We start from the raw sequence: 13,501 nt of genomic DNA, 5'->3' as shown, positions 1-13,501 counted from the left end.
GGGGAAAGAACCTAAAAAGGTTAGTCTCCCAGCCGGAGCATCTTTGGTGCCTCAAGGTGCTTTAGAGTGTCCAAAAGTTCGGGAGGCATTGTCAGCTTCGTGGTCTGAAGGAACTCCACGTACTCGTGCTCGATCTCTGTGCGCTCCTCTGCCTCTACCTCCTCGCTCTCGATTGGGGCAGCGTGCTCCGGTTTTGACTCGAGATCCTCCGGCTCGAGTTTAACCACAAGACCTTTCTGAAGTTCCTCTGCCCTGTCCCTCTGTCCAAGCTCTTTGCCCTTTCTGTATGCCTCCTTAACGGCCTCGTAGATTCCGAGCTCTTCTGCCTTCTTGTACAGTTCTTCCTTCTTTTCCCTTACCCATCCAGCCCACTCGCTGTGCCCCTTGAAGCCTATGAAGTATCCGAGCTGGTATGCCTCCTTAAGAAGGGTCTTTTTCCTGTCCGTCATAGCGGCGCCTCCTGGTAGACCCTTATTCCGTCCGTCGTGAAGCGGAGCCTCTTGAGGTTGCTGTCGTGCGGAACACCCCTCATCTTGAGCACTTGCAGGGCCCTGATCATCTGGTAGTTGCGCATAAAGTGGTGGAGCACTATGACGCCGTCGGCGAGGTAATACTCGTCTGTGTATTTTTCAGAGCTCAGCATCTCCGACAGGAGAATCGTTGTGACCTCAAGGGAGCGTAACAGTCTGACGAAGCGACCCAGGGCCTTTTTCTTTCCTGCGGGGTCACTGACGAAGGACTCGAAGAGGCTGAATGAGTCGATAACTACCCTCTTGGCTTTTTCGCGCTTGATTATCTCTATGAGAAGTTTGAAGAGCTCTTCCCACGTGAGCTCGCGGTTGGCGCTTAGAAGAATCTCTCCCAGGTCATAGAAGACTATCCTCTTTGACTGGAAGTGGTCAAGTATCCCAAAATTGTAACGGAGCATGTCCTGGATGATAACTTCCTGTGGCTCAAAGAGCGAGATAAACAGCCCCTTCTCGTCGTTCTTTGCACCTTCCACCAGGAACTGTATCCCAAACGTTGTCTTACCGCTTCCAGGGGGGCCTGTGACAAGGTACACCCTGCCGGGCAGGAATCCCCCTCCAACCATCCCATCGAGTCCGGGAATTCCGGTGGGTATCCTGTCAAGCCCCTTGAGCAGCTCCCCTACATACATTTTCTGCACACCTCCTTGGAAAATCATAAAGAAAATCCAGTATAAAAGGTTAGTCTTTGTGGGATATTCAACCCCACGTGACGTGCCTGTTGACGGCGAAGCGAACCAAGAACGATACTCCTATGCCGATTAGATTTGCCAGTAAGTAATGCAGGCCGAGCCACACGAGGGGCACGTAGATTGCCCACTGGACGAGTACACCCGTCAGCGCCGCGGCGTGGAAACATTTGAAAGCTCTTCCGCGAGCTTCCACGTCTCATCTGGAGAGTCGTCGTCGACGATTATTATCTCGTAGTCGTAGCCTTTGAGTGAGCCCGAAATTCTCTCAAAGAGTTCCGGAAGGTTATCGCGCTCGTTGTAAGTTGGGACGATGATGCTGACTCTCATGATTACACACCCTGCCGTAGTAGGCCGTAAACTTTATAAGGCCTGCGAAGTCCTTATGAGCGGGCATGGGGCCGTGGGGTAGCTTGGCCTATCCTTCCGGCTTCGGGAGCCGGAGACCCGAGTTCAAATCTCGGCGGCCCCACCAGTCAAACTTCTGTTTTGAACAGTTCTCGACTTCTGAAGGTTCTCTGCCGGTGTTTTTTGTGTGGTTACATTTTTCTTTTGAAAGCCTCGCCCTTCAGGGCAGGGAGGAGGTCAGTTTCATCTAATAGTCCAAAACCTGAAGGGGTTTAAGCAATTGCCGAAAGACTTATAATTCATTACGAGTAGTCACACGCATGCTGGAGAAAGAGAAAGAAGCGCTCGCTAAAAGAATCGCTGGGGAGATAACCCTTTCCGCTGACCCTGGAAAGACTATGAGGAAATGGCGCGAGATTTTTGGCATAAGCCAGACCGAACTTGCTGATTACCTCGGCGTCTCATCTTCTGTCATCAGCGATTATGAGGGCGGAAGGAGGAAGAGCCCCGGCGCCTCGACGATAAGGAAGTTTGTTGAGGCCCTTCTTGAAATAGACGAGAAGCGCGGCGGGAACGTAATCCGCGCCTTCAGCAAGACGATAGAGGGTGAGCTTCCCACTGATGCGATACTCGACATCAGGGAGTTTGCCCTTCCCGTGACGATAAAGGACATCGTTGAAGCAGTTAAGGGAGAAGTCGTCGCCAACATGCACCTCCTCGATAGGCGCATATACGGCTACACAGTCGTTGACAGCATACGGGCAATCCTTGAAATGAGCAGTGAGGAGTTCCTCAAGCTCTACGGCTGGACTACTGAGAGGGCGCTGGTCTTCACCAAGGTAACAACCGGAAGGAGTCCAATGATAGCCGTCCGCGTCCAGGGCCTCAAGCCTGCAGTCGTCGTCCTCCATGGGGTCAAGAAGCTGGACGAGCTCGCAGTAAAGCTCGCCGAGCGCGAGAGGGTTCCGCTGGTTGTTTCCAAGGCCGGCAGTGAGACGGAACTCATTGTGGGGCTTAGAAAGCTCGTGGAAAAGACCGAAAAGGAGCTTTAGGTTCACTCCAGCGTTTTTCTTCTCCAAATTCCTTCCTCGGCAAGCTTAGTTAGCCTGTCCCTTATGTGGATGAGCACGTCGCTCAGCGTCTTCCCGTTGTCGTACTGTTCAACGATTTTCATGAGCTCGTCCCTGCTGTAGTCCTTCATCTCCCTTGCCAGCTCCGTCATCCTTGGGTAAGCCCTGACTATGTTGTCCACTATTGTTATGTCGGCCATTCTCGCGCTCCTTGACAGCGGGTTTAGGTCAACCGTGATGACGAACTTGCCCATCTTCACGAGCGCCTCCGTCCTGTCACCGTCCTCCAGCGGGACGACTACGACGTCTGCCTTCCATATGCCGTTCTCATCTACTTTCCCGCGTTCGTGCTCCAGACCGGGAATCCTTTTCGTCGGGTTAATTCCGAGAAGCTCTATCTCCGGGCCGTATTTGCGGAGCTCTTCGGCTATCGCTCTAACGCGCTCCTCCGTCCTGTAAAAGAGGTTTATCTCAAGCTTTGCGTTGAGGGCCTTGGCGAGCTCTATCGTCTCCTTCGGGACGAGTGCAGCGACGTTGCCGTTCACCGAAATGACCGGGTGCTTTGCCAAGAGCAGTTTCGCAACAGCTGCCTTCATAGCCCTCTCCGCCGGCTCTATCGTCCTCTCCCCGATGAGGTAGTCAAAGGCCTCGCCGCGGCCATGGGCAATGAGGCCGGCCTTTGCGGTCATGCCCTTCCCCATTCCCTCGATGATCTTCTCCCTGTAGTAGAGGCTCCAGTAGCGCGGGTGGCTTTCGGGTATCTTCACCATTTCTATCACCTGATGAGGATTGTGAGAACCGGATAAAAAGATTCTCTCAGATTTCTTCCGTTTGAAGCGGCATTGAAGAAAATTGTCTCTCCAGGTGGTTTAAGGCGCTGGTGTAGCCGAATGATAGTGTACTTTGATGTGTCACCCCAGTATAACATTGCGGAATGTCCCTTTCCTTTCGACGCGCGTGTTAGTCGGACATTTGTTACATTTTTACATTCTTTCTCCCCATTGACAGTGTAAATCAAATGGCTTACACGAAAAGTTTATAACCTTTGGTGTTATTGTCACTTCGCCATAATAAACGCATGCATAAAATCGAGGTGCTGGAAATGATTGAGGCAAGTCTTGTGTTTGAGGGCACCTTCGAGGAGGCTGAGGCAAGGGTTAAGGAAGAAGATGGGAGCGAGGAAACCCTTGCAGAACCCTTTAATAAGGTTGTAGAGATTCTGAAAGAGGTTGGATTCAACTGAACTTCCTTTTCTAAGCATTTTGTGCCCGAAAGGGTTGTGTATGGGTGTGGGCAACTCTAGGCCCAAAAACGTATCTGGAACCCTTCCCTATGGAATTTACACTGCGAACGAGTTCCGAACTATGATTGGCCCTCACAAGAGAGTGCCTTTTACCAGAGTATGCGGCTGATGGACAGAGTGAAGAAGGCGGTCGTGATAGGTGCTGGAAACTTTCTCTACCACTCCCTTTTTCTTGAGCCGAAGATAAGGCCGTGCTTTATCTGGTCCATGAACTCGCTGTTGATGAAGGTCTTGGTGAACTCCATAGTCTCCTCAGGGGAGAGCCATTCTACGTCTTCAGGAATACCCTCGACCCACAGGTAGACCAGCTCGTTCCCCTCGCGGGCTATGAGCAAGGTGCAGATTTTAACGCCAAGCTCCTGCGCGATTTTGACTTCCCTGCAGACGAGGGACGAGAACTTCCCGAGCGGGGCAACTGCAACGAGGTATTCAGCTTCCTTAATCCTGTCGCTGGTGTCCCTCATGCCGTAGTCTGAGGGGACGAGGACGTTGTTTGAACTAAGTTTTTCCTCAATAATTTCGAGGATTGCCTTCTCCGTCCGGGTGTGGTAGAGGAAGGTGGGCTCGGTCAGGTACACGAAGGGCCCGCGGACTTCTTTCTTCTTTCTTTTCAAAAATCCGAGCATGAGACCACCTCAGGTGGGGATAATGTCATCATCTCGACATCAGGAGGGATGACACTCCTCATCGGTGCATCGACTTGACCTAAGCGCGAGCCCTTAAAAAGTTCTCTCTAACGTATCTAAAGGCCCCCGAGACAAAACGATTAAGAAGTTTTGGTTCGAATTATAATACACCATGGCGGGAAGAGGGCGTACCCTGATACTGAAGCCGGTAATCGGGGTGATGCTCATCTTTCTTCTGCTGAGCAACGTAGCCGTTACGTTTCTCCCGATTCCGGATAAAGGAAGCGGGCTCGAAAGGTTCTTCCTTGCGCCCGTCAAGCTCATTGAGTACCGGCGGAGCAACGCTGGCAACGTGACAAGGCCGTCCTTACCATCGCTGTCTGACCTGTTCGAGGAGCAGGAAAACTCTTCACAGAGGCCAGGTTACGTGTGGTTTTCACCCGAAGAGCTTGAGAAAGACCTTAACAACGATGTCCTCTGGAGGTATTTAGATGATATCATCAGCAGAAGCATTGCCTTGATAGAGGGAATGGGCGAGACCCCTACACCGGAGCTTGTGCGGGGAACCGCTTATATGTTGCTTCTTGACAGAGTGAATTACGTTCGTGATTCTAGGCTTGATCTGCCCTCTTATACTGTAGTGCATGGGGGCAAGTGCTCGGACTGGACACTCGTAAGCTACGCCCTCATGAAACGCATAAACCTCATATACAACATCACCGCGGAGTACTTCTTCGTATCCAGCAGGCCCCCGTGTGACATAGGACACGCCTTTCTGGTGGCCCATTATCCCGACGGCCACTGGGAGCTTTACGACTGGTTTGCGACCTCGTATTTCCATATCTCCTATGGAGAGAGCAAGTTCAAGGTCTTAAGGGCCAATGAGAACACATGGGTGATAGGGTGGTTCCCGGCCGGTACGGCCAAGGCTGTCCCCTTCTCATCACTTGAGGAAATGCTGAGTGTTTACAGCATGACCGGGGGTTACCTCAGAGACGGCTACTATGTTGGAGTGTACCAGCTTCCGTCGTTTGAACTAGCATATCAAATGGCTCCATTTAAGGCCTCCGATGAGGCAGGCAGGAAGCTGGAGGAGATATACGCCGAGATGGAGCGTAGCCCTACCGGAAAGTTCCGGAACAGCTACACGGTCATGATAAAGAAAATGGGCAACGGAAACGCCGAGCTCGTTGATGCGGGTTTCAGAGACAACATGATATTGCTCCACATTAGACTAATGAACATTTCCTCTCCGGTCGAGCTGATAACTGGGGAGAGAACCACGGCGGTTCTCGTGGATATTGGAGATGCGGGCATACAGAAATGGGAGGGCCTTAAGTATTTCGAGGGCTATCCAGCCTATAACTACATTGTTCTCAAGGGGGACGTGTCCGAGATAACAATAGGCGTGCCATACCAGGATCCAATGTACTACTTCTCGCTGGCCCCCTGGAAGGTTACGCTCAGGGAGTACCTTGGAGGCGATGGTGTCGAAGTGTTGCTTTGGGAGGGAATCGGATGAGGGTCGTCCCGCTCGCCTCTGAGAGCCTCGGCGTTAGGAGTCTCGCGACCTTCGTTGAAGCCGCAGGGGTAAAAATCATCATAGACCCAGGCGTTGCCCTTGGGCCGAAGCGCTACGGCCTCCCGCCAGCGAAAATCGAGCTTGAGGCCCTGCAGAAGATGAGAAAGAAAGTCCAGGCCTACGCGAGGAAGGCGGACGTTGTTGCAATCTCGCACTACCACTACGACCACCACACGCCGTTCTTTGAAGGCCTCTACGAGAGCTCCAGCGAGGAGTACGCGAGAGAAATCTATACCGGGAAGCTGATTTTCACCAAGCACCCCAAGGAAAACATAAACTTCAGCCAGAGGAAGAGGGCCTGGGCCTTCCTGAAGAACGCTGAGCCGATAGCGAAAAAGATCGAGTTCGCCGACGGGAGGAGCTTCGACCTCGGTGGGCTTAAGCTGGAGTTCTCGCCAGCCGTTCCTCACGGGAGCGAGGGCTCAAGGCTCGGCTTCGTGGTGATGGTTCTTATAGACGACGGCTCGAAGAGGTTAATCCACGCCAGCGACATCCAGCTCCTCAACAGGAAGGCCGTCGAGTGGATAATTGAGAAAGTTCCAGACATCTTAATAACCGGCGGGCCGCCTACATACCTTGGAAAGCGCGCCGAGGGGAGCTGGGAGACCGGCGTTAAGAACCTTAACGAGATAATCCGCGAGACGGGGGCAAAGATAATCCTCGACCACCACATCGTGAGGGACAAAAACTATCCGAGGTTCTTCGACGAGCTTGAGAAGAGGCCGAAGACGTTTGCTGGCTTTGTGAATGTCGGGGACAGGCCGCTTGAGGCATACCGCAGGGAGCTCCACAAAATCGAGAAGGGCGAAGAGGTAGAGCTTCCCTTCAGGTTAAGTTGACAGAAAGCCGCCGTCCACGGGAATTACCGCGCCGTTGACGTAGCTCGCCAGGTCGCTCGCGAGAAAGAGCATCACCCTCGCCACCTCATCGGGTTCCCCAAAGCGTCCCATGGGGAGGCGGGCGTTGAAGTGGAAGGATATTCCCATCTTTTCCACGTTAAACTTCATTATCGCTTCCTTCTTGAGTTTCTTCACTCCTTCCGTCTCTATACCGCCCGGAACCACCACGTTTGCCCTGATCTTCTTCCCGTACTCCCTCGCTATCGCCCTCGTTAAGGCGACTACACCGAGCTTGGCCGTATCGTAGTGAACCAAACCCCTCGCAAAGGGCAGGAAGGCCTCTATGGAGCTCACGTTGATTATCACGCCGCCCCTGTCCTTCCTCGCCCGGACGAAGTGCTGACACATCCAAAAGACGGAGTGGAGGTTTATCGCCATGACTTTCTCATAAAAGTCTTCGTCAACCTCAGTGAACTCCTTGAACCAGTAGACGCCGGCGTTGTTTATGAGGATGTCCGGCTCCCCTCCCCTCAGGGCTTCCCAGAGGAGGTCAATCTCGACCTTACGCGAGAGGTCAACGCGGTGGACGTTAACCTCGACGCCGAACTCCTCTGCGAGCTCCTTGACCCCCTTCAGCCCGAACTCGTCTACGTCCACAAGCTCAAGGTCTGCCCCGGCCTCGGCGAACCTCAGGGACGCTGCACGGCCAATTCCCGATGCTGCGCCCGTTATCAGGGCCCTCCTTCCCTTTAGGGAGATGAGTTCGGAAATGGGTTTCATCGCGGTCATGGTTTAATATTTCGACGCTTCTTCCCATAAGGTTTGCCATTGGAAACCCTTAAATCGGATTGCACGGACTCTCAATCAGGTGATCGATATGAGGGACTTCTACATCGCCCATGAGGAGGATATCAAAGCCGGAAAGACCACTGACGTTTACTTCATCAGGACGAAGAAAATCCTCGATGCGAAGGGCATCCACAGGAAGGTCTTCGCCGATGTGACCACCACATCTCTACCAAACGGCTGGAAGTGGGGGGTCTTAGCAGGAATCGAAGAGGTAGCGAAGCTCCTTGAGGGCCTGCCCGTGAACGTCTACGCGATGAGGGAAGGCACGATATTCCACCCCTACGAGCCGGTGCTCCAGATAGAGGGCTACTACGAGGAGTTCGGAATCTACGAGACAGCTTTACTCGGAATGCTCAGCCAGGCGAGCGGAATAGCCACCGCCGCACTCAGGACGAAGATAGCGGCGAACTTCAAGCCTGTCTACTCCTTTGGCATAAGGCACATGCACCCGGCAATAGCACCTATGATTGACCGCTCGGCCTTCATAGGCGGCTGCGACGGCGTCTCAGGTGTCCTGGGTGCTGAGATGATAGGGGAGAAGCCCGTCGGGACGATGCCCCACGCGCTGATTCTCACCGTCGGCGACCAAGTGAAGGCATGGAAGTACTTCGACGAAGTGGTTGAGCCCGAAGTCCCGAGGACGGCTTTGGTTGACACGCTCTGCGATGAAAAGTTCGAGGCACTCATGGCGGCTGAAGCACTTGGAGAGAGGCTTGCGGCGGTGAGGCTCGACACTCCCAGCTCAAGGAGGGGCAGCTTCAGGAGGATAATCGAGGAAGTCCGCTGGGAGCTCGACCTGAGGGGCTACGAGCACGTTAAGATATTCGTGAGCGGCGGCCTCGACGAGGAGAAAATAAGGGAGATAGTGGACGTTGCAGACGCCTTCGGCGTCGGTGGCTCCATAGCTTCGGCGAAGCCCGTTGACTTCTCGCTTGACATAGTTGAGGTCGAAGGGAAGCCCATAACCAAGCGCGGCAAGCTCAGCGGAAGGAAGCAGGTCTACCGCTGTGAGAACGGCCACTACCACCGCGTCCCGGCGGATAAAAAGCTTGAGAAGTGCCCGATCTGCGGTGCCAAGGTCGAGCCGCTCCTTAAGCCGCTCATCGAGAACGGCGAAATAGTGGCAGAGTTACCAAAGGCACGTGAAATAAGGGAGTACGTGCTTGAGCAGGCGAAGAAGTTCGGGCTGAGCCTGGAGTGAGCTCTTTTTCTGTTCTTAGTCCTTATCTGTTCTTTCAAACTTTTTAGAACCTCTAGAAAAGCCAGCTCAACAATGAAGAGGAAAAAGAGAGGCCTTCAGACCTCCTCGAGGGTAATAGCGCCGACCGGGCAGGCCTCAGCGGCCTCCTTGGCGCACTCGAGGTCAGTGGTCTCAACTATTGGAACAGCCTTACCCTCGTCGTTCATCTCGAAGACGTCCGGGCAGAGGCTGGCACAGATAGCATCACCAATGCAGGTGTCCTGGTCGACGGTAACCTTCCACGCCATGGCAGCATCACCGGTTTTAAGTGGAGTCCGACGAATATAAACTTTTCGTCCCTAAAACCGGCGGTTCAAAACAAGAATCTGTGGAAAATGGCATGAAAGAAAGCAGAGATGGATATAAAAAGACAGAGTGGGTCAGTAAAGACCCAGCTTTTTCTTGTACTCGGGGCTTATCCTGTCCGGCGTCCACGGCGGGTCGAAGGTTAGCTCGATTTCGGCGTCCTTAACACCGGGGATTTCGAGAACCTTGTCCTCAACCGCGCGAAGAATCCACATCGTGAGCGGACAGCCTGGGGTAGTCATAGTCATCTTGACGTAAACCGTCCTGTCGGGCCTTACTTTTACCTCGTATATGAGACCCAGGTTAACGACGTCGATGCCTATCTCGGGGTCAATAACTTCCTTGAGCTTCTCAAGAACCAGCTCTTCGCTCAGCTCGACGTTCTCCTCAGCCTTTACCTCCCTCTCGCGGTTTATCGTTATCGTGCCAACCCCCTCAAGCTTTCCAAGCTCGGAGTGGAGCTTTATCAGAACGTCGTCGATGTTGGGGGTGTCCTTCGCTAGGGTGACCGTAACGTTGCCCTTTTCGTCGACCTCGATGGATTTTACGAACTTCTCGTCAACTACCTTCCTGATGACGTTTTCAACCTCTTCCTTTGTTACCATAATCACCACCTGTGTGAAGTTCAGGACGACAGATTTAAACCTTTTGGGCCAGAAGTGGGTAATCACCTGGACAGTATGTCGAATATAAGGGCCTCCGCTATTTCCGGGGTTATTGCCCTGGCCCTGAGCTCGCGGAGGACGCGCTGTATCGCAAAGCGCTTGACGCCCGGTGCCTTCCTGAACGTCTCCCAGAGGAGGGGACAGCCGAACTGGAGGTCGTACTTTCCGCCGATTAGCTCGATTATCTCAGCTTTATCGAGGGCAAGGAAGGCGGGGAAGTTTAGAACTGTCAAGTCGTCTTTTTTATAAATCGAGATAAGGCCGGAGCTCAGCAGGTCGCCGCTTGCGACTATTTTTATTCCGTTCTTCCTCGCGTAGTCTTCAACGGTCTTCATGACCATGGAGTGACAGCGGCCGCATATCGGGGCGCCCTTGTTCATCTGCTCGGTTATCGCCTCAAGGTAGCCGGGGACTTCCACAAGAACCGCGCCGTGCCCCATGGCTTTCTCGATGACCTGCTCCTTCATCTGGGGGAGCTTTGCCATAATCGGAACAACCTCAAAGCCGGCCCAGCGGAGGATTTTCAGCGTGGCCGTGCTGTCAGAACCGCCGGAGAAGGCGAGGGCAATCTTAACGTTTATCGGAGAGCGGTCGAACTCCGTTCCGCAGAGGCGGTATTCTATCAGGGCCTTCATGCGGGAATAGGCTTTCTCTCCAATTTCTCCCCTAACCCGTTCAAGGGCCTCAAGGTTGTACTCAAGGCGGTAGCGCTTGACGAAGTCGTCTCCAACAGGAGTGATCATATAAGACGCATTATTTAGGGACACTTATAAAACCTGTGTCGGGCAAAGAGTTATTTGGTATTATTCCCAAAATAACCCGGAGATTAAAATGAGAGAAGTTCCATTCGAGGAATATCTAGAGTTCATAAAAAAGCACGATCATGTCATTATAGAGAATCAAAGAATCAAGATTGGAAAACCCATCCCAATCAAAACATTTCAGCCTCAGAACTTTAAGCTTGAAACAACGACAGTGTGGAGCTTTCCAGAGCGTGGAAAGTGGGCCACTCATTATGCTAACGCCAAATACCGAGGTAACTGGGCCCCTCAAGTTCCACGAAACTTGATATTACAGTATACAAAGCCGGGGGATGTCGTCCTTGATGCATTCTTGGGAAGCGGAACAACGCTAATAGAGTGCAAACTCTTAGGACGACACGGAATTGGAGTTGATATAAACTATGAGGCCATAATGGTGGCATGGGATCGGTTGAATTTTGAGTACGATCCTCTAAAAGAAGCGCGGTCTACATTGAGCCAATATTTTGGCTTACAGGAAGAAATTGAGTGGGTCAAACCGGAGATATGTCTCTACCACGGTGACGCAAGGAATTTAGACAAAATCTCAAATGAAAGCATAGACCTGATAGCCACTCATCCTCCCTATGCCAACATTATTGGCTATACAAAAGGGGCACGCTCCCTAGTTGAAGGGGATTTATCTACTGTGAGATCTATAGACGAGTTTGTTTCAGAAATGAAAACAGTCGCGAAAGAGTTCTACAGAGTGCTAAAACCTGGAAAATACGCGGCTGTTTTAATGGGAGACACCAGGCGCTACAGGCATTATGTTCCGATAGCATTTAGGGTTATGAGAGCATTCTTAGAAGTGGGGTTCATATTGAAGGAAGACATCATCAAGGTTCAGCATCATATGCGAGGCACAGAACCCTGGAAAATGAGGAAAAAAGATTTCTATTTGATAGCTCACGAGCATTTGTTTGTGTTTAGGAAGCCCGGAAAAAAGGAGGAAATTGAGAAGTTCCGAGAAAGTATGGTTATTTAATCTTTCCAAACTTCGAAAAGAGAAACGCTGTATTTCTTTGGAGCCGGCCTATTTCGAACGGCGGTTGTTATTATCTTGTCTATATCTCCATATTCGCTCTGTGCGACCCATCGTATAAACCGCATAAGGAACTCACGGGGAGGATCAAGTTTGCTTTCTCTGCATCCTTTTTCGCCATAATTCCAATCCTGCTCAGCCATAAGTAGGGCACCATAGAAAACCGTCACGTCAGGAGGATCTAGTTCCATTGAGAAATTTATGTTCCCAATACTGTGTATGACATCATTTATGTCCTCCCCATGGTTAATCCGTTCAAATGCCAAAAATACAGCCCTTGCATGCTTTTCATCGCTTATCCTCTTTAGATACAGGTCAAAGAGCAACCGGACATGTGTGGGGGCAAATTCTTTTCTTCCTTCAGGCTGGAGAACTACTTTGAAATCTCCAGGGCATATTCTGTCCGTTCTAACAATGTAGATCTTGGTTCCATTGGAACCAGAGTACAGCAGGGCTCTCCCCCCTTCCTTGATAACTCGTCGGGTCTTTGGAGTTTCCTTTATTTCCGCGGGTCTTAACTCTTTGACTATTCCAAAAACTTCATCCACTTTCACGGACTTCACCAAATAACAAAACAAAGGCGGAACTTTTTAAACAGATCGCTCTGCAACGGTCAAATAATCAACAATGGATTTAGAGGCCATAAAAACCTTAGATCTGCCATTACTAAGAAAGAGCTTAGCTCTCTCCCTTCCTATTCGGAATTCTTTAGGAACATTCGTAACAAGCATCTCTGGAACTTCTCCCCTGCGATCGGCTTTTGAGTTTATTGGCCTCTTTGCGTAGATCTTGAGTATCTCAAACCCTTCTATCCCCTCATACAGCTCACGAACTGGCTTTACATAGGAGTTGCTCAGGATAAAGTAAACCCCTTTCTCATGGAGCTCAAGGCAAACATCTCTAAGGCGCTCCTGGTCTTCTTTGCTGAAATCTTCCTTCGAATAGCTAGTAAAACTAGCAGTTTCTGAAACCGGGTGATATGGAGGATCAAAATAAACCAAGTCTCCAGGCTTGGCAACTCTCAAGATATAAGTGAAGTCTTCGTTGTAAATATCGAGCTTCTTCAAAACTTCACTAGCCTTTCTGAGTCGCTCTTCATCCACTATCTTAGGGTTTTTGTATCTACCAAAAGGAACATTAAACTCTCCTTTTCTATTCTCACGATATAAACCATTGAAGGCAGTTTTATTTAAGTACAAAAGCAGGCTCGCGAGTCTGATATTTGGAATCTCAAATCCTTTTCTGGCTATCTCATTAAACTCCGCACGGGCTTTGTAGAAGTACTCCTTCTCATTTTTGTGTTTCTTTGCATCTTCAATTAGTTCGTCAACGTGATCTCTAACGACCACATAGAAGTTTATGAGTTTGGGATTTATGTCGTTTATAGTCCCCCTTCTGGGTTCCATCCAGAAAGTAACCGCACCGCCGCCAAAAAAGGGTTCATGGAACGCCCTATTTCTAAAGTCCTCCGGCATTAGCGCAACGATTTCATGGAGTATCTGCCTCTTTCCCCCGGCCCATTTAAGGATAGGTTCTGCCATCGAGTACATCCTCCTAGCTATTATTTGGGCCATGCCCTAATAAGGCATTCGATAAAATTGCGTGCAACATA

At 51.2% G+C, this 13,501-nt stretch carries 17 protein-coding genes, 1 tRNA gene and 1 pseudogene; 7 read left to right on the top strand and 12 right to left on the bottom strand.

Annotated features, from left to right (window positions below; genetic code table 11):
* Window positions 1-20: 20 nt before the first annotated feature.
* The 4 genes and pseudogenes from ACZ5ER_RS00285 to ACZ5ER_RS00270 form a co-directional block, all read right to left on the bottom strand.
* On the bottom strand, window positions 21-449 hold the full coding sequence (locus ACZ5ER_RS00285; RefSeq protein WP_464934544.1) for a hypothetical protein: 429 nt from the start codon (window positions 447-449) through the stop codon (window positions 21-23).
* Complete coding sequence (locus tag ACZ5ER_RS00280; RefSeq protein WP_050002633.1) at window positions 446-1,159, bottom strand: RAD55 family ATPase; 714 nt, start codon at window positions 1,157-1,159, stop codon at window positions 446-448. Before ACZ5ER_RS00280 ends, ACZ5ER_RS00285 begins: the two co-directional genes overlap by 4 nt.
* Window positions 1,160-1,226: 67 nt before the next feature.
* The gene (locus tag ACZ5ER_RS00275; protein WP_464935232.1) at window positions 1,227-1,325 is read right to left on the bottom strand and encodes a hypothetical protein; all 99 of its coding nucleotides are present in this window, start codon (window positions 1,323-1,325) and stop codon (window positions 1,227-1,229) included.
* Between the two features lie 62 nt (window positions 1,326-1,387).
* Window positions 1,388-1,546, bottom strand: a pseudogene (locus ACZ5ER_RS00270) (glycosyltransferase); the annotation flags it as partial.
* Between the two features lie 67 nt (window positions 1,547-1,613).
* On the opposite strand from ACZ5ER_RS00270, the gene ACZ5ER_RS00265 reads away from it, so the two are divergent.
* Window positions 1,614-1,691 (top strand) — tRNA-Pro (locus ACZ5ER_RS00265).
* 193 nt (window positions 1,692-1,884) lie between these two features.
* Entirely contained in the window at window positions 1,885-2,616 is a 732-nt protein-coding gene (locus ACZ5ER_RS00260; protein WP_464934543.1) for a helix-turn-helix domain-containing protein, read from the top strand.
* A gap of 2 nt (window positions 2,617-2,618) precedes the next feature.
* Here ACZ5ER_RS00260 and ACZ5ER_RS00255 read toward each other — a convergent pair whose 3' ends face one another.
* On the bottom strand, window positions 2,619-3,404 hold the full coding sequence (locus ACZ5ER_RS00255) for a 4-phosphopantoate--beta-alanine ligase (protein ID WP_050002636.1): 786 nt from the start codon (window positions 3,402-3,404) through the stop codon (window positions 2,619-2,621).
* A 332-nt stretch (window positions 3,405-3,736) separates the two neighbouring features.
* Here ACZ5ER_RS00255 and ACZ5ER_RS00250 point away from each other — a divergent pair, with 332 nt between their 5' ends.
* Entirely contained in the window at window positions 3,737-3,877 is a 141-nt protein-coding gene (locus ACZ5ER_RS00250) for a hypothetical protein (protein WP_464934542.1), read from the top strand.
* Window positions 3,878-4,092: 215 nt separating this feature from the next.
* On the opposite strand, the gene ACZ5ER_RS00245 is transcribed toward ACZ5ER_RS00250, so the two are convergent.
* Window positions 4,093-4,563 carry a hypothetical protein gene (locus tag ACZ5ER_RS00245; RefSeq protein ID WP_464934541.1) on the bottom strand — a complete coding sequence of 157 codons (471 nt, stop codon included), beginning with the start codon at window positions 4,561-4,563 and terminating at the stop codon, window positions 4,093-4,095.
* Between the two features lie 220 nt (window positions 4,564-4,783).
* Here ACZ5ER_RS00245 and ACZ5ER_RS00240 point away from each other — a divergent pair, with 220 nt between their 5' ends.
* Entirely contained in the window at window positions 4,784-6,085 is a 1,302-nt protein-coding gene (locus ACZ5ER_RS00240) for a hypothetical protein (protein WP_464934540.1), read from the top strand.
* Window positions 6,082-6,984: an MBL fold metallo-hydrolase gene (locus ACZ5ER_RS00235; RefSeq protein ID WP_050002639.1), complete on the top strand. Its 903-nt coding sequence runs from the start codon at window positions 6,082-6,084 to the stop codon at window positions 6,982-6,984. Before ACZ5ER_RS00240 ends, ACZ5ER_RS00235 begins: the two co-directional genes overlap by 4 nt.
* Here ACZ5ER_RS00235 and ACZ5ER_RS00230 read toward each other — a convergent pair.
* Window positions 6,976-7,764: an SDR family NAD(P)-dependent oxidoreductase gene (locus ACZ5ER_RS00230; RefSeq protein ID WP_464935230.1), complete on the bottom strand. Its 789-nt coding sequence runs from the start codon at window positions 7,762-7,764 to the stop codon at window positions 6,976-6,978. The genes ACZ5ER_RS00235 and ACZ5ER_RS00230 overlap by 9 nt on opposite strands.
* A 97-nt stretch (window positions 7,765-7,861) precedes the next feature.
* Between ACZ5ER_RS00230 and ACZ5ER_RS00225 the strand changes: the two genes are divergently transcribed.
* A complete protein-coding gene (locus ACZ5ER_RS00225; protein ID WP_464935229.1) occupies window positions 7,862-9,034 on the top strand; it encodes a nicotinate phosphoribosyltransferase in 1,173 nt (390 codons plus the stop codon).
* A 95-nt stretch (window positions 9,035-9,129) separates the two neighbouring features.
* On the opposite strand, the gene ACZ5ER_RS00220 is transcribed toward ACZ5ER_RS00225, so the two are convergent.
* The 3 genes from ACZ5ER_RS00220 to ACZ5ER_RS00210 all read right to left on the bottom strand — a co-directional run bounded on the left by ACZ5ER_RS00220 (window position 9,130) and on the right by ACZ5ER_RS00210 (window position 10,787).
* Complete coding sequence (locus ACZ5ER_RS00220; protein WP_050002641.1) at window positions 9,130-9,321, bottom strand: ferredoxin; 192 nt, start codon at window positions 9,319-9,321, stop codon at window positions 9,130-9,132.
* A 132-nt stretch (window positions 9,322-9,453) separates the two neighbouring features.
* The gene (locus tag ACZ5ER_RS00215) at window positions 9,454-9,984 is read right to left on the bottom strand and encodes a metal-sulfur cluster assembly factor (RefSeq protein ID WP_050002642.1); all 531 of its coding nucleotides are present in this window, start codon (window positions 9,982-9,984) and stop codon (window positions 9,454-9,456) included.
* 62 nt (window positions 9,985-10,046) lie between these two features.
* On the bottom strand, window positions 10,047-10,787 hold the full coding sequence (locus tag ACZ5ER_RS00210; RefSeq protein ID WP_464934539.1) for an ATPase: 741 nt from the start codon (window positions 10,785-10,787) through the stop codon (window positions 10,047-10,049).
* 88 nt (window positions 10,788-10,875) lie between these two features.
* On the opposite strand from ACZ5ER_RS00210, the gene ACZ5ER_RS00205 reads away from it, so the two are divergent.
* Entirely contained in the window at window positions 10,876-11,832 is a 957-nt protein-coding gene (locus ACZ5ER_RS00205) for a DNA methyltransferase (protein ID WP_464934538.1), read from the top strand.
* Here ACZ5ER_RS00205 and ACZ5ER_RS00200 read toward each other — a convergent pair.
* Both ACZ5ER_RS00200 and ACZ5ER_RS00195 read right to left on the bottom strand, forming a co-directional pair.
* Entirely contained in the window at window positions 11,829-12,443 is a 615-nt protein-coding gene (locus tag ACZ5ER_RS00200; protein ID WP_464934537.1) for a hypothetical protein, read from the bottom strand. The two genes, ACZ5ER_RS00205 and ACZ5ER_RS00200, sit on opposite strands and share 4 nt — an antisense overlap.
* Window positions 12,444-12,479: 36 nt before the next feature.
* Window positions 12,480-13,439 carry a DNA adenine methylase gene (locus ACZ5ER_RS00195; protein WP_464934536.1) on the bottom strand — a complete coding sequence of 320 codons (960 nt, stop codon included), beginning with the start codon at window positions 13,437-13,439 and terminating at the stop codon, window positions 12,480-12,482.
* Window positions 13,440-13,501: the final 62 nt, after the last annotated feature.

This window comes from Thermococcus marinus (assembly GCF_055389025.1).
Note: the sequence above shows the minus strand (reverse complement) of the source record. Positions and strands in the feature narration are given on the sequence as shown.